This window comes from Mycobacterium sp. P2_H7, assembly GCF_056403275.1.
In genome coordinates, this window is sequence record NZ_JBFUFU010000019.1 from 249667 (window position 1) to 268039 (window position 18373).

14 protein-coding genes are annotated in these 18373 nt (G+C 67.5%); 9 read left to right on the top strand and 5 right to left on the bottom strand.

Translation table 11 applies throughout. The features are described from left to right. Positions 1 to 89 precede the first annotated feature (89 nt). On the top strand, positions 90 to 3254 hold the full coding sequence (locus AC1DY7_RS26540; RefSeq protein WP_477496726.1) for a multicopper oxidase domain-containing protein: 3165 nt from the start codon (positions 90 to 92) through the stop codon (positions 3252 to 3254). Here AC1DY7_RS26540 and AC1DY7_RS26545 read toward each other — a convergent pair. From AC1DY7_RS26545 to AC1DY7_RS26555, 3 genes are read right to left on the bottom strand one after another with little or no spacing between them, the layout of a single operon-like run. Then, positions 3251 to 4210, bottom strand: a complete 960-nt coding sequence (locus tag AC1DY7_RS26545; RefSeq protein WP_477496727.1) for an antibiotic biosynthesis monooxygenase — start codon at positions 4208 to 4210, stop codon at positions 3251 to 3253. The genes AC1DY7_RS26540 and AC1DY7_RS26545 overlap by 4 nt on opposite strands. A gap of 16 nt (positions 4211 to 4226) precedes the next feature. Next, positions 4227 to 6938 carry a molybdopterin-dependent oxidoreductase gene (locus AC1DY7_RS26550; RefSeq protein ID WP_477496728.1) on the bottom strand — a complete coding sequence of 904 codons (2712 nt, stop codon included), beginning with the start codon at positions 6936 to 6938 and terminating at the stop codon, positions 4227 to 4229. After that, complete coding sequence (locus AC1DY7_RS26555; protein ID WP_477496729.1) at positions 6935 to 7747, bottom strand: FAD binding domain-containing protein; 813 nt, start codon at positions 7745 to 7747, stop codon at positions 6935 to 6937. Before AC1DY7_RS26555 ends, AC1DY7_RS26550 begins: the two co-directional genes overlap by 4 nt. 115 nt (positions 7748 to 7862) lie before the next feature. On the opposite strand from AC1DY7_RS26555, the gene AC1DY7_RS26560 reads away from it, so the two are divergent. After that, positions 7863 to 9266 (top strand): guanine deaminase, encoded by a 1404-nt coding sequence (locus AC1DY7_RS26560; RefSeq protein ID WP_477496730.1) that lies wholly within the window; start codon positions 7863 to 7865, stop codon positions 9264 to 9266. A 9-nt stretch (positions 9267 to 9275) separates the two neighbouring features. Then, positions 9276 to 10223 (top strand): antibiotic biosynthesis monooxygenase, encoded by a 948-nt coding sequence (locus AC1DY7_RS26565; RefSeq protein WP_477496731.1) that lies wholly within the window; start codon positions 9276 to 9278, stop codon positions 10221 to 10223. Positions 10224 to 10252: 29 nt separating this feature from the next. Here AC1DY7_RS26565 and AC1DY7_RS26570 read toward each other — a convergent pair whose 3' ends face one another. Next, positions 10253 to 10666, bottom strand: coding sequence for an Rv0361 family membrane protein (locus AC1DY7_RS26570; RefSeq protein WP_477496732.1), 414 nt, complete (start codon positions 10664 to 10666; stop codon positions 10253 to 10255). Between the two features lie 128 nt (positions 10667 to 10794). Between AC1DY7_RS26570 and AC1DY7_RS26575 the strand changes: the two genes are divergently transcribed. Then, a complete protein-coding gene (locus AC1DY7_RS26575; RefSeq protein WP_477496733.1) occupies positions 10795 to 11733 on the top strand; it encodes a glycosyltransferase family A protein in 939 nt (312 codons plus the stop codon). Positions 11734 to 11736: 3 nt separating this feature from the next. On the opposite strand, the gene AC1DY7_RS26580 is transcribed toward AC1DY7_RS26575, so the two are convergent. Beyond that, a complete protein-coding gene (locus AC1DY7_RS26580; protein WP_477496734.1) occupies positions 11737 to 12372 on the bottom strand; it encodes a CYTH domain-containing protein in 636 nt (211 codons plus the stop codon). A 198-nt stretch (positions 12373 to 12570) separates the two neighbouring features. On the opposite strand from AC1DY7_RS26580, the gene clpB reads away from it, so the two are divergent. From clpB to AC1DY7_RS26605, 5 genes are all read left to right on the top strand, one after another. Further along, positions 12571 to 15117 carry an ATP-dependent chaperone ClpB gene (gene clpB / locus AC1DY7_RS26585; RefSeq protein WP_477496735.1) on the top strand — a complete coding sequence of 849 codons (2547 nt, stop codon included), beginning with the start codon at positions 12571 to 12573 and terminating at the stop codon, positions 15115 to 15117. A 173-nt stretch (positions 15118 to 15290) separates the two neighbouring features. After that, a complete protein-coding gene (gene ttfA / locus AC1DY7_RS26590) occupies positions 15291 to 16112 on the top strand; it encodes a trehalose monomycolate transport factor TtfA (RefSeq protein WP_477496736.1) in 822 nt (273 codons plus the stop codon). 6 nt (positions 16113 to 16118) lie between these two features. Further along, positions 16119 to 16829 carry an SDR family NAD(P)-dependent oxidoreductase gene (locus AC1DY7_RS26595; protein WP_477496737.1) on the top strand — a complete coding sequence of 237 codons (711 nt, stop codon included), beginning with the start codon at positions 16119 to 16121 and terminating at the stop codon, positions 16827 to 16829. Then, positions 16830 to 17723 (top strand): hypothetical protein, encoded by an 894-nt coding sequence (locus AC1DY7_RS26600; RefSeq protein ID WP_477496738.1) that lies wholly within the window; start codon positions 16830 to 16832, stop codon positions 17721 to 17723. It begins immediately after the preceding gene. Next, positions 17720 to 18358 carry a TrmH family RNA methyltransferase gene (locus tag AC1DY7_RS26605; RefSeq protein ID WP_477496761.1) on the top strand — a complete coding sequence of 213 codons (639 nt, stop codon included), beginning with the start codon at positions 17720 to 17722 and terminating at the stop codon, positions 18356 to 18358. The genes AC1DY7_RS26600 and AC1DY7_RS26605 overlap by 4 nt, the downstream gene beginning before the upstream one ends. Positions 18359 to 18373 lie beyond the last annotated feature (15 nt).

The following is an 18373-nucleotide window of genomic DNA, read 5'->3' on the forward strand; positions in this document are numbered from 1 at the left end:
GTCAAAAGGCGGCCGTCGGCGGCGCCGCTGGGTAGTCTGCGATGCGGTCTGCTGCGGGGCGGGCCGGGAGTCCTGGGAACGGGGACGACGTGCAGATTCGCAGAGGTAAGACCCGGTTGGCCGCGCTGGTGGTTGTCGTCTCACTCGTCGCGATGCTCACCGCGTCGTGCGCGGGGACCAAGGTGGCGCCCGCGCCGTTGGCCGGTGTGAACGCGGGGCCCGATGGCAAACCCGCCCCGTTCCGGGAACCGGTCCGGCTGCAGGCCGTCGACGGCGTGCTCGAGGTGCGCCTGTCCGCCCATCAGGGCACCGTTCCGCTCGATACCGTCAAGGAACCCGTCAGCAATTTCCTGGTCTTCGGCTACGACGTCATCAAGGGCGCCGCCTCGGACGGATCCACCAAGGGCGACAACCTCTACCCCGCACCGACGCTGCACGTGGATCCCGGCCAGCGCCTGATCGTCCACTACGACAACGACTTACAGGGCCTGACGATCCAGGACTTCTACGATCCGGCGTTCACCCCCAAGGGGGGCGAGGTGCCGCTGTATCCGCCGACACTCACCGAGTCGCCGCTGAACCTGCACACCCACGGCCTGCATGTCAGCCCGACCGGTAACGCCGACAACGTCCTGCTGAGTATCCCCGCGGGCATGGGCAACACCTACCTGTACGACGTGCCGAAAAACATGCCCAACGGGCTGTACTGGTATCACAGCCACCGCCACACGATGACCACCCAGCAGACCTACCTGGGACTGGCCGGGCTGCTGGAGATCGGCAGGCCCGACGGCAACCTGCCGCTGGTCACCAAGAACAAGATTCCCTTGCGCAACATGGCGTTCCAGTACAACTACGTGTTCGACCGCAAAGGCAACGGACACCAGCTCAACAACTACAGCTGGCCGCAGTTCGTCAGCACGCTCAAACCGCCCGAGGGGTCCCAGCTGGCGGACGGGACGTATCAGCCGAGCCTCGCGCCGGTGAACATCGCCGACACCAGCATGGGTGCCCAATACCTGACGCCCTGGTGGGCCGGACCGCTGTCGCCACACAACAACCGCGGCCAGACCCAGTTCATCCCGCAGAACCTGATGAGCTTCGACAGCCCCACGCTGAAGATCCCCGAGAACGCCGCGCTACCCGAGAACGAGCGTGACGTGCAGTTCACCGTCAACGGCCAGTTCCAGCCGGAGCTGAAGATCAAACCGGGTCAGACGGAGATCTGGGCGGTGGCCAACGTCAGCGACATCGCTTACATGACAGTCCGATTGACCGAGACCGCCACCGGGAATCATCCCAAGTTCGCCATCGTCGGGCAGGACGGCAATCCCTACACCCAGGTGCAGCGGCCCGTCTACGGCGACGGCACCACGCTCAGCGTGCCGCCCGGCTCGCGTTATGCGATAGCGGTGACGATGCCGAAGGACGGCGATCTGGTCCTGGAGTTCCCGCCCAATCCGGAGGCCAAGCCGCTCATGCTGCCCGGCGTGGTGTACACGAACAACGGAACCAGGAACACTCCCGCGGTGCTGGGCACGCTCACCGTCGATCCCAAGTACATGAGTTTCGCCGACGGCTTCTTCGTGTTCCCGACCCAGACCCTGATCCACGCCACACCGGACACCAGCGGTCCCGGGCAGACCACCCCCTTCGAACCCGGCCAAAACCTGGATGCCTACACCTCTTTCGTCGACACGTCGGTGATGACTCCCGCCGTCAAACGGGAGATGACGATCGTCGACACCATCGGCGGGGACAAGGCCAGCAACAACGACCCGAAGGCCGTCATCTACATGTTCGAGCCCGCCGGGTTCCCGAACGTACCGCTGATCCAGCCGAGGCTGAACTCGGTGGAGGAGTGGAAGATCACCAACTTCAACAATGACGCCCATCCGATGCACATCCACGTCAACGACTTTCAGGTGATGGAGATCGACGACCCGCATCGCGGTAAGACCGGCGTGCAACCGTGGGGCCTAGACAACGTCAACGTGCCCGCCCCGGTGTTCAACGACATGCACGTGGTCAGCACCCCGGCGACACTGACGTTGCGCCAGGAGTTCCTGGAGTTCGTCGGGACCTACGTCATCCACTGCCACCGGCTCAACCATGAGGACAACGGCCTGATGGCCACCATCAACGTCATCCCCGAGGTGTCCACGTATGCGGTGGCGGTGCCCGGCGGCAACGGTAAGCCGGCGTCGGTGCAGGTGCGGGATGCCAACGGCGACAAGGTGTTGCAGACCGTCTACCCGTTCCCCGACTTCGAGGGCACCCCGTCGGTCGCGATGGCCGACGTCAACGGGGACGGCATCCTGGACCTGGTGGCCGGCACCGGGAAGGGGGTGGCCCCCAAGGTCGCGGTGTACGACGGCAACAACACCCGAGAAGGATTGTTCAAGACCGAGATCGCGCGGTTCGCCCCGTTCGAGGCCGAGTTCACCGGTGGGGTCAGCGTCGCCGCCACCGACATCGACGGAAATTCGATGTCGGACAACATCATCGTGGGTACCGGCCCGGGCCGGGAATCCCAGGTGAAGGTGTTCTCGTCGAAGCTGCCCGAGCACGGCAAGGCGCCGGAGGTGTTCTCCGCCTTCACGCCCTATCCCGGGTCGCAGTCCGGTGTCACCCTGGCCACCGGCATGGTGGAATCCGGGTCGGGCCGGGAGAGCATCGTGACCGCGCCGGGACCCGGTGAGCCACCGCTGATCAAATCGTTCCGCTGGGACCTCTACACCCCGACCGCCCGGGCACAGGCCAGCGGCACGGCCACCCCGCAGCACGCGGGCAAGCCGTCGGATCCGAGGATGACCTCGCAGTTCCTGGCGTACGACGAGAACTATCACGACGGGGTCGCGCTGTCCGCCGGCTGGGTCGCCGGCGCCCAGGGCGGCTCGAAGAGCATCGTCACCAGCCAGCTCGGGGGTGAGGGCAAGGTGGTCGTGTGGTCCAGCGGGTCGCTGCTGGACGGTCAGCCGTCGATGTACCTGGAAAGCCCGAACCATCACGAGGAAAACGTGAATTACCAGCCGATCTCGTCGTTCGCGCCGTTCCGCGCCGGGGGGGCCACCGTGGCGGCCACCAGCACCGTCTACGGGGCGGACCTACTGGTGACGGGCGGGGTGGGGGAGGTCCACAAGTACGTGCTGAACCGGTCCGCGCCGGATGCGAAATCCCTTGACCCCAAGTTGATCACCATGCTGCCGCCGATCCCGGGGGTGGCCGCCCCGGTGCCGCTCGGTGCCCGCTAGGGCAGCTGCCAGAAGACCTGCGTCAGCAGATAGACCAGCACGGTGGAGGCGGCCAATGCGCCCACCACAGTGCCGAGACCACGCCAGTTCGCCTTCGCCGCGGCCATCCCGGGGGGTGGGCGCAACCAGTGCTTGAGCAACGGGTTCACGTAGTAGGGCATGGTCACGAACGTCATGATGAAGCTGGACAACAGATTTCCGATGAGCAGGCCGACCCACAGCGGCATCTTCAGCGGGGACAGCGCCAAGGACAGCAGCACGACGGTGGGATACAGGCCCACCCACACCGCGATGGACGTCTTGACATCCGACGGTGGGGCCGCGGGAACGCCGTGCTCGTCGAAGGCGAACCAGCTGCCGAACGAATTGTCGATGGTGCTGGCGTGGAAGTCGGAGAACCGCTCACCTTCGGCGAGCAGCTGACGCCGCTGCGGGGAGATCAGCCARGCATCCAGATCGTCGGCATTCTCGTAGCGATAGAGCGCCGTCCACTCGTCCTGCACGCCGGCCACCGGGCGGAACAGTTCGGTGCCGCGGAATCCGCGGAACGTGCTCTCCGCCAGCCGGAGTCGCTCCTGCCAGGCCAGGAAATCCTCGACGTTCTCCGGGTTCACCCGGTGGCTGACCACGACGGTCACGAGCGGATCAGTCGGGCGGGCGCCGCCGCCGATCACCTGCTGGGTACCCGGCCCGTCGAAGAAGTCGGCCCCCGCGGCGACGCGTTCCTGCCGCGCGGCGCTGTTGATCCAGGCTTGCACATGGGCGACCGAATCGAACCGGTACACCACCACCCAGTCGGGCTGCACCGCGGTGGGTGGGCTGACCTCGGCGGCCAGGAAGCCCGGGTACTCCGCGGCCACCCGGTTCAGATCCTGTTGCCAGGCCTCGAATTCCCGCTCCCGGCCGGTGCGTACCCGCTGGCCGATGATGACGGTGGCCGCCATGTCGGTGTTCATTCTGGCATCCATCGCTTCAAGTGGCCGGGATCAAGTCGTTCAGCCGCCGGTAGATCCGCTCGGGAGTCAACGGCAGCTCGCGAAACCGGAGCCCGGTGGCGTCGTGCAGGGCGTTGGCCAGTGCGGGCGCCACCGGGTTGATGCAGCATTCGGCCATCCCCTTGGACCGCATGGGCCCGACCGAATCGGTCGACGGCACCAGTAGCACCTCGGTGCGCGGGGCGTCGGCGTAGGTGGGGATGCGGTAGTTGCGCAGGTTCGGGTTGGTCATCACGCCGTCGCCGTCCACATGGTGGTTCTCCGTCAACACGAAACCCAGCCCTTGCGCCACACCACCTTCCACCTGCCCCCGCACCTGGGCGGGGTTGATCACCACCCCGGCGTCGGTGGCCTGCACGCTGTACAGGATGCGGATCTCGCCGGTGATCCGGTGCACCGCGATGCGGAACCCGTGCGTGTTGGAGGTGACGCTGCGCGGCGAACCGTAGGCCTTACGCGCCTCGGTGAACCGGATGCCGCGTTCCCGGCCGGCGGCCAGGATCTCGGACAGGGATACCATGCTGCCCGCGCAGTCCACCCCGTCGTGGCGCAGCACGCAGTCGGCGACGGGGACACCGGCGTGCACGGCGGCGAACGCCCGCAGCCGGTCCCGCAGGGCGATCGACGCCCGGTCCACCGCATTGCCCGCGACGAACAGTCCGGCACTGGCGAAGGCCCCGGTGTCGAACCCGGTGCGGTCGGTGTCGGACTGCACCAGGTGGATGCGTGCCGGTGTGGTGCCCAGCCGGGTGGCGGCGATCTGCACATGCGCGGTCGAGGTGCCCTCACCGAATTCCACCGTGCCGACCGCGATCTGGTAGGTGCCGTCCTCACACAACGTGGCCCAGGCCTCCGAGATGTGTTCGGTGGGCGGAGCGGTTTCGTGCAGCGACGTCGCGGTGCCGACGCCGACCAGCCAGTCCTGATCTGGGCCGGTCTGACCATCGGTGCGGCGCAACGCCTCGTCGACCAGGTCGATGCACTGCGCTATGCCGTCCTCGGTGAATTCCACGTCGTCGGGATTGTCGTCCATGGCCAGCAGCGCGTCGCCGGGCCGCACGATGTTGCGGCGGCGCAGCTCCAACGGGTCGATGCCGAGGGCGACCGCCAGCTCGGAGATGGCGGATTCGACCGCGAACGCCGGCTGCGTCATCCCGTAGCCGCGGAGCGCACCGCTGGGCAGGGTGTTGGTGTACACGGAGTAGGCGTCGAATTTCTTGTTGGGGCAACGGTATAACGCGATCGCCGCCGCGGCGGCGAACAAGGTCTCCCCGCCGTGGTTGCCGTAGGCGCCGGTGTTGGACACGTTGCGGAAGCTGATCGCGGTCAGGGTGCCGTCGGCCTTCGCGCCGAGCTTCATGGTGATCTTCATCGGATGCCGGGGTGAGGCGGTGGTGAACTCCTCCTCGCGGGTGTACTCGAAGCTGACCGGCCGTCCGGTGTCCAGGGTGGCCAGCGCGACGAGATCCTCCGAGATGACCTCCTGCTTCCCGCCGAACCCGCCGCCGACCCGCATGCAGAACACCCGCAGCTGATCGGGCCGCAGGTCGAACAGGTGCGACAACTTCACCTTCGCGATCGACGGTGACTGCGACGCGGTGCGCACCATCAACCTGCCACCTTCCATCCACGCGATCGACCCGTGCGTCTCCAGGTGCACATGCTGCACCCGGGGCGAGAAGTAGGTGGCCTCGTGGATGACGTCGGCCGCGGCGAAACCCGTCTCCACATCGCCGATCTGGCCGTGCAATTCGAGCAGGATGTTGTGCTCCGGGTCGCGCACGAACGGATCGTCGGAGCCGTGCAGCTGCGGTGCCCCGTCGGCCATCGCCTCCTCCGGGTCGAACACCGCGGGCAGCACCTCGTAGTCGACGACGACCTGCCGGCAACCCTCCTCCGCGGCCCCGACCGAATCCGCCAGCACCGCGACCACCCGCTGCCCGACGAAGCGCATCACGTCGTCGAGGATGTAGGTGTCATCCGGGTCGACCAGGTGATCGGTGTGGATGGCGGTGGTGAACCGCTTGCGCGGCACGTCTTTCCACGTGTAGACGCGGTGCACGCCGGGCACCCCGAGCGCTGCCGTGGTGTCGATGGACACGATGCGGGCATGAGCATGTGGTGAGTGCAGCACCTTCAGATGCAACAGGCCCTCGGGGGCGGTGTCCATGGTGAACTCGGCCCGCCCCGTCACCACGTCCAGACCCGCCGGTGCACCCACACTGGTGCCCACGGCATCACCGGGCTCGGCCTCCTCGATCGCCACCCGGCCGTGCACCGCATCCTCGATGGCCCGGTAACCGGTGCAGCGGCACAGGTTTCCCTTCAGCGCACGGGGCAGGTCCTGCTTCTGCTCGTCGGTGAGCGCGGCCGAGGTCATGATCATCCCCGCCGTGCAGAAGCCGCACTGAAACCCCGGGGCCTCCAGGAAGCGGCGCTGCATCGGATGCAGGTCGTCCGGGGTGCCGAGACCTTCCACGGTGGTGACCTCGCGACCGTCGGCCCGGAATGCCGGGGTGATGCAGCTGTGCACCGGGTCGCCGTCCAGCCACACGGTGCACGCGCCGCAGTCACCGGCGTCGCACCCCTTCTTCACCCCATGCCAGCCCAGCGAACGCACGAACGTGCGCAGGCATTGACCGGGCCGGGGTTCGGCGTCGAAGGTTCGTCCGTTGACGGTGTAGGTCATGAGCGCAGCTCCGCCGCGATCTCCGAAGCGAAATGCTTTGTCAGGTGGGTGCGATGGTCGGGGGTGCCGTTGGCGTCGTCGAACCAGATGTCCTCGGGTAGGCCGTCGATGCGCTCCTGCAACGCCGCCGGGTCGGGGTCGGCTGCGAATACCAACTGCACCGGATGGGTGGTGCCCGCCGTCAAGGTGAGCAGGACCGCCCCGTCCTCGCCCTTGGTGCCGATCAGGAACACGCTGGAGCGGCCCAGCTTGGTCAGGGTGAACCGGCGGTGGGCGACGCGCTTGCGCAGCGCGTGCTCGGGAATGTCGATGCGGCGCAGGAGTTCGCCGGGAGCCAGCACGTTGCGGTTGTTGCCGGTGACGAATTCGGCTGCGGGCACGGTTCGTTCGGCGCCGTCGGGGGCGTGCAGCCGGTAGTCGGCTTCCAGGGCGGTCGTCAGGGTGATCATCGGGCCCGCGGGCAGCGACATGCAGATGTTGCCGCCGACGGTCGCCGCATTCCAGATCTTGAACGACGCCAGGAAGGCCTCACAGCTGAAGGGGATCAGGGCGCCCGCCGCCCACCGTGCGGGCGGGGTGAGCGCATACAGGTCGCGGATGGTGCACATGGCGCCGATGCTCAGCCCCGCCTCCGAGACGGTGAGCTCGCTCCAGCCCAGCGGTGCCAGATCGATGAGCCTGCGCAGATTCGGCTGCGGATCGGAGAACAGCCAGGTGCCGCCGGCCAGCCAGGCATCACCGGGGCGCCACAGGGCGCCGGGCGGTTCGGTGGGTTGCCGAACGACGTCGGTGACCGTGTTGAGATCCAAGGTGTACTCCTCACGGCCCCCGCGGTGTGCTGAGACTATGTCGTTCTGGCGGGTGGGACGGACGTTTTGGTTACATGCTCGGCAATGTGCCGGGGTCCGTGGTCCCCTAGAGTCCGTGAGCCACATCCACTACGGACACATCTTCCACATCGCGGGCAGTCCCGTCATCTCCGACGCGCCGGGCGCCCTGGTGTCGATCCCCGATGGGGCATTGGTGCTCGACGGCCGTGGCCGGATCGCTTTCTGCGGCAGCAGAACCGATATCCCGTCCGAGTACGCGGCCTCCCAGGTGCACGACCACCGGCACGGTTATTTGCTGCCCGGATTCGTCGACACCCACATCCATTTCCCGCAGACCTACGCCGGTGACTCCTACGGCGGCGGGCAACTGCTGGAGTGGCTCACCCAGTGCATCTTCCCGTCGGAGTCGCGGTTCGCCGATCCCGGCTTCGCGGCCAGGGCCGCCGTCGAGTTCTGCGACCGGCGGATCGCTGCGGGCACCACCGCGGCCATGGTGTTCGGCTCGGCATTCCCGCACGCGCAGGACGCGCTGTTCGCCGAGACCCGTCGGCGCGGACTGCGGATCGTCAGCGGGCGCGGCATCCAGACCGTCGGCCCGGAATCGGCGGGTCCGCTGCTGACCTCGGAGGCCGACGCCATCCGGCTGACCCGCGCGGAGATCGAGAAATGGCACGCCGCCGACACCGGTGACGTCGACACCGCATTGCTGCACGTCGCAGTGGTGCCGAGGTTCTCCCTGTCGGTCACCACGGAGACACTGAAAAGCCTTGGCGAACTCTATGATTCGGTGCGCTCCGCAGGCGTGTACGTACACACTCACCTGAACGAGAACAACCGTCCCGGTACCGGCGAGATCGACGTCACGAAGTCGACCTACCAGGTGAACTCGTATCTGGACACCTACGACGGCAAGTTCCTGCCGGGTTCGGAGGTGGGCGGTTCGAGCCTGTTGGGCCGGCGGACCATTCTGGCGCACGGCGTGCACTGCACCGACGAGGAACTGGCCCGGATGGCCGAGACCGGCACCTCCATCTCGCACTGCCCGGTGTCGCAGTTGTTCCTCGGCTCGGGCACCATGCCGTGGCGGCGCACCGTGGCAGCGGGTGTGAACCTCTCCGCTGGAACGGATTTCGGGGGCGGCGACGAATGGCTGATTCCCCGGGTGCTGGGTGATGCCTTCAAGGTGCACATCTCAGAGGACGGTGCCGCAGGAACTTCACTGCATCCCGCCGAGATGCTGTTCCTGGGTACGCTCGGCGGGGCCAGAGCGCTGGACATGGAAAGCCGGTTCGGCAATTTCGACGTGGGCAAGGAGGCCGACTTCGTCGTCGTCGACCCGGGCGGAACTCCCGCGCTGGCCGCGGCGCTGACTCGCGGGGTGCGCTCCGCGGCGCCCGATATGGCGCGTGATCAAACGCTTTTCGCCTTGCTGATGGGCCTTCGCGAATCATCGGTGGCCCAGGTCTACGTCCAGGGTCGGCGCCTGAACCCGGCTTAGGAGGATGTCATGAGTGCCATCGTCGTCACCATTTTTCACCGCCCCGCCGAGGGGCCGGCGTTCGACGAGTGGGCCCCGGGTCTGCTCGCCGCCGCCGGCGCCGCACCCGGATTCGTCGACGCGGTGGTGTCGGTGCACACCGACCCGCGCCTGGAACCGGCGATCTCCGCGACCTTCACCACCGAGGGCCGGCTCCACGCCTGGCTGGACAGCGACGCGCACGCGGCCGTGCTGAGCGACGGGCGGGCGCGCGGTGTGCACCAGGCCTCCACCGATCTGGTCGTGGTGGACGGGCAGATCACCCCGCCGGGAATCGCGGTGTTCCGGCACAGCGTGTCGGCGGGCCGCGACGCCGACTTCGTGACCGCGCAGGGTGATCTGACCGGGGCGAGCGCACAGTTCTCGGGATACCAGGGCACGGTGGTCTTCCCCCCGGGAGCCGGGACACAGTGGATGACGCTGATCCGGTTCCGGACCGAGCGGCTGCTGTCCGGCTGGCTGAAATCGGAGCAGCGCCTGGATGCGCTGCCGTCGCTGCGCTCGGCGCTGGACGGCGACTTCTCCACCTTCTCGCACACCACTCCGTTGGGCACCACCGTCCGGTTCGAGAACGGCGAGACGGAGATGACGCCCAGCTGGAAGACGGCGATGCTCGTGCTGATGGTGCTGTACCCGACGGTGATGCTGTTGACGCGGTTCGTCGGCCCGGTGCTGGACCGGGTCGGTGCCGAGCCCTGGCTGGCCATGTGGCTCAGTGAGGTGGCCAGTGTGTCCCTGCTGCAGTGGGTGCTGATGCCGTTCGCCGTCGTGCGGTGGCGGCGCTGGCTGGACCCCGTCGAGGGAAAGAGCGGGAGAGTCAGTCTGCGTGGTGCCGCGGTGGTGGTCGGCGTCTATGTCGTCACGTTGGCGGTGTTCGCGAGCATCACCTGGTTGCAGTTCTGGGACTACCCGAGCTGAGCCTTGTCATCCGTTCAGATGAACCTGGCTCAGAACTCGCACCATTTCCATTCGTCGCCCTCACGCACGAAAGCGATGTCGTCGGGGTCCTCCCCGTCGTTGTCGATGATCGCCTCGGCGCTGTCGCCGGTGACCTGAAGTTCGGTGATCTCGAGGTCCAGTCGGCCGGAACTGGACCGCGCCTCCCGCAGGCCGTCCTCGTCGAACTCGCTCTGGTCCTGCATCTCGGCGCACATCAGGTCGCGCAGTTCGCCGAACTTCCTTGCATTCCAGGCTGTTTCGAACCGGTCGACGACGTCGGCGATCTGGTCCTCGTCGGACTGGGGCTCGGCGGTGACGCCGGGCGGCGCGACGGCGGCGCCTGGCGTCACAGTGGTGCAGCCGGTGATGGCGATGAGCAGCGCGGCGGCGAGCACGCCAAGAGCCGACGTAGTGGTGCGCATCGATCCAGTGTCGCCGATCAGCGGCCGTCGGGCCGATTCATGCCCGAGATGTTCATGAAATTCAGATCGCCACCCCTGGCGCCGTCTTGTAAAGTCCGTTTCGGGACGTCGACTTTCACAGTCTGCGATTGGGGGGTCCATTGCTGGCATTCATCACCTCGTTGCGTCATCCGGATAATGCGCGGGACTACGCGAGAAACGAACGCCTGCTGAAAGGCACGCTGGATTCGATCGCGCGCCAGACGTCGGAGGACTATCTCGTCTTCGTCGTCAGCAACGTGCCGCTGTCGTTTCCCCTGCCCGCCCGCGTGAAGTCGGTGGTGGTGGACTTTCCGGCGCCGGCCCGGCCCGGGTCGGACACCTCGTATCAGGCCATCGTGTGGGACAAGGGCACCAAACTCGGGATCGGACTCATCGCCGCCCGCGACCACAAGCCCGACTATGTGATGATCATCGACGCCGATGACTTCGTGCATCGCGATGTCGTCGCGTTCACGGCCCGTAATCCAGATTCGCCCGGGTGGTACATATCGCGCGGTTGGCGTTATTCGAGCGCACGGAATGTCTACCGCAGTTTGCGCGCGTTTCACCTTCAATGCGGCACGTCATACATCCTGCCGTTCAGCGCATACGCAGTTCCGGACGACGCCTCGGTCACCCTGGATCAGGGCGCGGTTCTCGACGTGTTCGGCGACCGCCTCGCGACCATCATCGGCTCCCATATGAGGGTGGTGCAGTGGGCCAAGCGACATGGCTATCCACTTGCCCCACTTCCGTTTCGCGGTGCCATCCATCATGTGGACACCGGAGAGAATCACTCGGGAGGCACCCTGGGCGGCGTCGCCCGAGCCCTCTCGCCGGAGATCCAAGAGACCTACGGCATTCCCGCCCGGTCGCGCACCGGCTCGCCCGCTCCGGCGGCAGGGGGTCCGCGGTTGGCGTTGGGCGCCCCCGTGGCGCTCGCCGAGAGCGCGTACAAGTACCTCCAGCGCACGGTGGACGCGATGGTGGCCGGCGACAAGCCGCGGTTCGATCTGGTTTCCTATCGAGCGCAACTCAACCGCTGAACCTCAGCCGTGCCGGGGCGGCCTGGTGCCCTCGAATTCGTTGTGGCCCAACGTGTCCACAAATGTCGGGCCGCTGATCCCGAGCTCGGTCCGGTAACTCTCGGCCCAGCCGCCGAACGGTTGGTGGGCCAGATACTCGTTACGGAAACGGTCGTCCTCGGATACCTCGGTCACGCAGAAGTCCGGGATCACCAGATCGACGACGGGTCCGCCGCGCTCGACCTCGGCAAGGACAAGGGGAGCGTTGCGGCCGAGGAACCGGTCGATGACCCAGCCGTCCTCACCCAGCCAGACCGAGTAGCGAATCTTGGCGACGACGTGGTCGGCGCGGCGCACGATCTGCCCGGCGACCATCGGGTCCAGTTCACGTTCGGCTTCGTAGCGGGTTCCGCCGGCCGCGGGGCCCTTGGCGGTCATCGTGCCGATCGATTCGTCGCCGAGCGCCTCCACCAGGTCGCCGGCCGTCCGGTCGGAGTCGGCGGGGGCCGGGCCCTGGACCCGGATGCGCACCGCGTACCCGTCGGCCGCGAACAGGTAGGCCTGGACGATCAGGGCCGGGGTGGGGTCCGATGCCGCGAGCACGGGGAGTTCGCGGACGACGAACTTCCGCTCGAATTCGAAATCACCGTAGCCGGACATGACCACGACGCTAGCCCGGTACCTCGGGAAATGCCGTGATTGATGCCGCGGCGGCCCGGGTATCGCGAACCGCTGGACAAATCTGGCAAAATTTCTAGAGTTGAGCGGAACAGACTCAACCTTGACGACGTTGTTCAAGGCGACAAGCATTTTCAGGCAGCCCGTGGATGGCTGCGCAACCCAAGAAGGAGAGGTGTCGTGGACTCGTTCAATCCGACCACGAAGACCCAGGCGGCACTGACCTCGGCGCTGCAGGCGGCCACCGCCGCAGGCAACCCGCAGATCACTCCCGCTCATCTGTTGATGGCACTGCTCACCCAGAACGACGGCATCGCCGGACCGTTACTGGAAGCGGTCGGAGTCGAGCCCGCAACCATCCGCGCCGAGGCCGAGCGTCTCGTCGGCCGGTTGCCCAGCGCCAGCGGGTCCAGCTCGCAACCGCAGTTGTCCCCGGACGCCATCGCAGCGATCACCACCGCGCAGCACCTGGCCACCGAGATGGACGACGAATACGTCTCCACCGAACACCTGCTGGTCGGACTGGCCACCGGCACGTCCGAGGTCGCGAAGGCGTTGACGGGCGCGGGTGCGTCCCCGCAGGCGCTGCGTGAGGCGTTCACCAAGGTCCGCGGAAGCGCGCGGGTGACGAGCCCGGACCCGGAAGGCACCTACCAGGCACTGGAGAAGTACTCCACCGACCTGACCGCGGCCGCCCGCGAGGGCAAGCTCGACCCGGTCATCGGCCGCGACAACGAGATTCGTCGCGTCGTGCAGGTGCTGAGCCGTCGCACCAAGAACAACCCGGTGCTCATCGGCGAACCCGGCGTCGGCAAGACGGCGATCGTCGAGGGCCTGGCCCAGCGGATCATCGCCGGCGACGTACCGGAGAGCCTGCGCGACAAGACGCTGGTGTCCCTGGACCTGGGCGCCATGGTGGCTGGGGCCAAGTACCGCGGTGAGTTCGAGGAACGGCTGAAGTCCGTCCTCGACGACATCAAGAACTCGGCCGGTCAGGTCATCACATTCATCGACGAGCTGCACACCATCGTCGGCGCCGGTGCCACCGGAGAGTCGGCGATGGACGCGGGCAACATGATCAAACCGATGCTGGCCCGCGGCGAGCTGCGGCTGGTCGGTGCGACCACCCTCGACGAGTACCGCAAGTACATCGAGAAGGACGCCGCCCTGGAGCGCCGCTTCCAGCAGGTGCTGGTCGGCGAGCCGTCGGTCGACGACACCGTCGGCATCCTGCGGGGGCTCAAGGACCGCTACGAGGTGCACCACGGTGTGCGCATCACCGACTCCGCGCTGGTCGCGGCGGCGACATTGAGCGACCGCTACATCACGTCGCGGTTCCTGCCCGATAAGGCCATCGACCTGGTCGACGAGGCCGCGTCCCGGCTGCGCATGGAGATCGACTCCCGACCCGTCGAGATCGACGAGGTCGAGCGGCTGGTCCGTCGTCTCGAGATCGAGGAGATGGCGCTCGCCAAGGAAACCGACGCGGCGTCCGTGGACCGGCTGGAGAAGCTGCGCGCCGAACTGGCCGACAAGAAGGAGCAGCTCTCCGAGCTGACGACCCGGTGGCAGAACGAGAAGGGCGCCATCGACATCGTCCGCGACTTCACCGAACAGCTGGACAGGCTACGCGGCGAGGCCGACCGCGCCGAGCGGGACGGTGACCTGGCCAAGGCCGCCGAGCTGCGCTACGGGCGTATCCCGGAGATCGAGAAGAAGCTCGAGGCCGCGCTGCCGGTCGCCGAGGCTCGCGAGAACGTGATGCTCAAGGAGGAGGTCGGCCCCGACGACATCGCCGACGTGGTGTCGGCCTGGACCGGTATCCCGGCCGGCCGGATGCTCGAAGGCGAGACCGCCAAGCTGCTGCGGATGGAGGAGGAGGTGGGCAAGCGCGTCGTCGGGCAGCGCAAGGCCGTGGCCGCTGTCTCCGATGCGGTGCGCCGAACCCGCGCCGGTGTGGCCGACCCCAACCGGCCGACCGGATCGTTCATGTTCCTCGGCCCGACGGGTGTGGGTAAGACCGAGCTGGCCAAGGCGCTGGCGGAATTCCTGTTCGACGACGAGCGGGCCATGATCCGCATCGACATGAGCGAGTACGGCGAGAAGCACTCGGTGGCTCGGCTGGTCGGTGCACCTCCCGGCTACATCGGTTACGACCAGGGTGGTCAGCTGACCGAGGCGGTCCGCAGGCGCCCGTACTCGGTGGTGCTGTTCGACGAGGTCGAGAAGGCCCACCCGGACGTGTTCGATGTGCTGCTCGCGGTGCTCGACGAAGGCCGGCTGACCGACGGTCAGGGCCGCACGGTCGACTTCCGGAACACCATCCTGATCTTGACGAGCAACCTCGGTGCCGGTGGCACCGAGGAGCAGGTCATGGCGGCGGTGCGTTCGGCGTTCAAGCCCGAGTTCATCAACCGGCTCGACGACGTGATCGTCTTCGATCCGCTGCAGCCCGACGAACTGGTGTCGATCGTCGACATCCAGCTCGCTCAGCTGCAGAAGCGACTGGCTCAGCGCCGGCTCAACCTCGAGGTGTCGCTGCCTGCCAAGCAGTGGCTGGCCGAGCGTGGGTTCGACCCGCTCTACGGTGCCCGTCCGCTGCGCAGGCTGATCCAGCAGGCCATCGGCGACCAGTTGGCCAAGTTGTTGTTGGCCGGCGAGGTGCACGACGGCGATGTGGTGCCGGTCAACCTCAGCGCCGACGGTGAGGCACTCGTCCTCGGTTGATCCCGACTGGCCACTTGTTGCACGGATTCGCGAGAAGCATGTGCAACAAGTGGCCGCTGGGATTGCGGGGCGAGCGAAGCGACGGGGAAATGACGCTGTGTTTGTGCAAGTAACCGGGTTGTGACCACAACGAGTTCTGGCGAATCGGGTCCCAGCAAGTAAGCTCGACCCCAATGGTCCCTCTCTGGTTCACACTGTCCGCCCTCTGTTTCACAGGGGCGGCCGTGTTGTTGTATGTCGATATCGACCGTCGGCGCGGGTTGGGCCGGCGGCGTAAGTCGTGGGCGAAGTCGCATGGCTTCGACTACGAGCACGAATCCAGCGAAATTCTCGATCGCTGGAAGCGCGGCGTGATGTCCACCGTCGGCGAGCACGTCACCGCCCGCAACGTGGTGCTCGGTCAGATCCGCGGCGAGGCCGTGTTCATCTTCGACCTCGACGACGTGGCAACCGTGATCGCCCTGCACCGCAAGGTCGGCACGAACGTCGTCGTCGATCTGCGGCTCAAGGACATCAAGGAGCCCCGCGAGAGCGACATCTGGCTGCTCGGCGCCATCGGCCCGCGGATGGTGTACTCCACCAACCTCGACGCCGCCCGTCGCGCCTGTGACCGCCGGATGGTGACGTTCGCCCACACCGCGCCCGACTGCGCCGAGATCATGTGGAACGAGCAGAACTGGACGCTGGTGGCCATGCCGATCACCAGCAGCCGCGCCCAGTGGGACGAAGGCCTGCGCACGGTCCGGCAGTTCAACGACCTGCTGCGCGTCCTGCCACCCCTTCCGCAGCCCGGCCGCAACGGTGTCGGCGTGCACGCGGGCCAGCCCGCGCTCGCCCGCCGCAGCGGTTCGCCCAGCCGTCCGCTGCTGCCCAGGCCCGCCGAGCTGCCCGCCGGACGCGGCGACCTGCCGCCCGGCCGTGCCGACGTGAGCCGTTATGTCGACCAGCGCACACCGGTGCGCAACGGCCGGCAGTCACCGCACTACCAGCGGTAGCCAGGGGTGCTCAACCCCGAAAAACCCATAGCGCTGATCACCGGGCCGACGTCGGGTATCGGTGCGGGCTTCGCCCGCCGCTACGCCGCCGACGGCTATGACCTGGTCCTGGTGGCCCGTGACGCCGGGCGACTGGAAGAGCTGGCCGCCGAACTGCGGGACCACGCCGGCGCCCACGTCGAGGTGCTACCCGCCGATCTGGCGCGCGAGACCGATCGCCGTACGGTGTGCGACCGGCTGGCCGCCGGGGTGCAGGTTCTGGTGAACAACGCCGGATTCGGTACCTCCGGTGAATTCTGGAACGCCGACTACGCCACCCTGCAGTCCCAGTTGGACGTCAACGTCACCGCCGTCATGGCGCTGACCCATGCCGCGCTGCCGCCCATGCTGGCCGCAGGCAAGGGCACCGTCATCAACGTCGCCAGCGTGGCCGGGCKGCKGCCCGGCCGCGGCGTCGGCGTACACGCGCTGTGCCCGGGATTCGTGCACACCGAGTTCCACGACCGCGCCGGCATCGAGATGTCGGGCACGCCGTCGTGGTTCTGGCTGGAGGTGTCCGACGTGGTGCGCGACTGCCTGGCGGCCGTCGCCAAGGGCGAGGTGGTGATCGTGCCCGGCCTGCAGTACAAAGTGCTGACCACGGCCGGCCGGCTGGCACCGCGAAGCCTGGTGCGAGGCTTGACCAAACGTGTGGGTAAGGGCCGTGGGCGGACCTGAATGCGGGTGAAGCGGACGTTGGTCGCCGCGCTTGCGGTGCTGATGCTCGCGGCGTGCTCCAGCGGTGACGACAAAGCAGGCCCGTACGGCGCGCAGCAGGCGCGCATCGGTGAATCGCAGACGATTCTGGGCTGGAACGTGTCCGTGGCCAATCTGCGTTTCGACAACGACCGGGTGCTCGTCGACATCGACGCCGCCCCGGCCCAGGCGGGAAGCGCGCACGCGAAACCGGAGAGTCTGCGCTTCGGCCTGTACGGCGCGCTGGCTCATCCGATCGAGTCCGATGCGATCGGTGGCTGCGCCGACGCCACCACGTTGAGCCTGCAGCCCGTCACCGCCACGAACCCCGAACATCTCAGCGGCACAGTGTGTCTGGGCCCGCTGCGGGACCAGAGTCAGGTGCGCGGGGTGTACATGTACTCACCCGAGGAACGCATCCCCAAGACCACGGTGGCCTGGCCCGCGGCATTTCCCGTCGGGTTGATGCCCACCGGGGACAGCGAAGCGGGTCTGGTGCTGCACTCGACCAGTGTCGACGCGTTCCGGGCCGACGGCAACCAGCTGACCCAGGCCTCGCTGGGTGATCCGAATGCGTTCTCCGGCAACGGCTACATGCTGCTCGGGCTGTCCATCGACGGCACGGCGCAGCGGTACCGCGACGACTCGGCGACCCGCGGCGGCCCGCTCATGGTGCTCACCGGTCCGACTCTGCCGGGCAGCGGCCTGTCCCATGCCTGTTCGGCGTACGGGTCGTCGCTGCTCGTCCTGCCCGAGGCCTCGCTGGACGCGGTGGCGATCCGGGCCTCGATGTGCACCCAGGGCGAGATCAATGCCGCGCTGCTCTACCCGACGGTGTCGGTGGTGGCCACCCATGCGGCGCTGTGGACGAAATAAAGCCGGGCCCCACGGAGTGGGGTGAGACCCCGGGTGTGGGCCCGTGGGTAGGCCCGCTGCCAGAAGGGTCCCGTTACGACCCGGAGTTGTTGCGCGACGGCGACACCCGCAACGTCGTCGACGCCTACCGGTACTGGACCCGGGACGCGATCATCGCCGACATCGACACCCGCAGACACCCGTTGCACATCGCGATCGAGAATTTCGGCAGCGACGCCAACATCGGCACCGTCGTGCGCACCGCGAACGCCTTCGCGGTGCACACCGTGCACATCGTGGGTAAGCGCCGGTGGAATCGGCGGGGCGCGATGGTCACCGACCGCTACCAGCGACTGGCGCATCACGACACCATCGAGGACCTGCTGGAGTTCGCCGCCCAGGCGGGACTGACCGTCGTCGCCGTCGACAACGTGCCGGGTTCCGTCCCGCTGGAAACCGCTGTCCTGCCGCGTGATTGCCTGCTGGTGTTCGGGCAGGAGGGCCCCGGCATCACCCCCCAGGCCAGTGCCGGGGCGGGGCTGACCGTGTCCATCGCCCAGTTCGGATCGACCCGCAGCATCAACGCCGGGGTGGCCGCCGGGATCGCCATGCACGCCTGGATCCGCACCCATGCCGACATATCGGCGGCCTGGTAGCGGGGTTGTAGGGCA

Excerpts from the sequence above, each read along its gene's own strand:
- AC1DY7_RS26565 (WP_477496731.1), top strand. The coding sequence starts at position 9,276 with ATGAGTGCCATCGTCGTCACCATTTTTCACCGCCCCGCCGAGGGGCCG.
- ttfA (WP_477496736.1), top strand. The coding sequence starts at position 15,291 with ATGGTCCCTCTCTGGTTCACACTGTCCGCCCTCTGTTTCACAGGGGCG.
- AC1DY7_RS26600 (WP_477496738.1), top strand. The coding sequence starts at position 16,830 with ATGCGGGTGAAGCGGACGTTGGTCGCCGCGCTTGCGGTGCTGATGCTC.
- AC1DY7_RS26550 (WP_477496728.1), bottom strand. The coding sequence starts at position 6,938 with ATGACCTACACCGTCAACGGACGAACCTTCGACGCCGAACCCCGGCCC.
- AC1DY7_RS26570 (WP_477496732.1), bottom strand. The coding sequence starts at position 10,666 with ATGCGCACCACTACGTCGGCTCTTGGCGTGCTCGCCGCCGCGCTGCTC.
- AC1DY7_RS26580 (WP_477496734.1), bottom strand. The coding sequence starts at position 12,372 with ATGTCCGGCTACGGTGATTTCGAATTCGAGCGGAAGTTCGTCGTCCGC.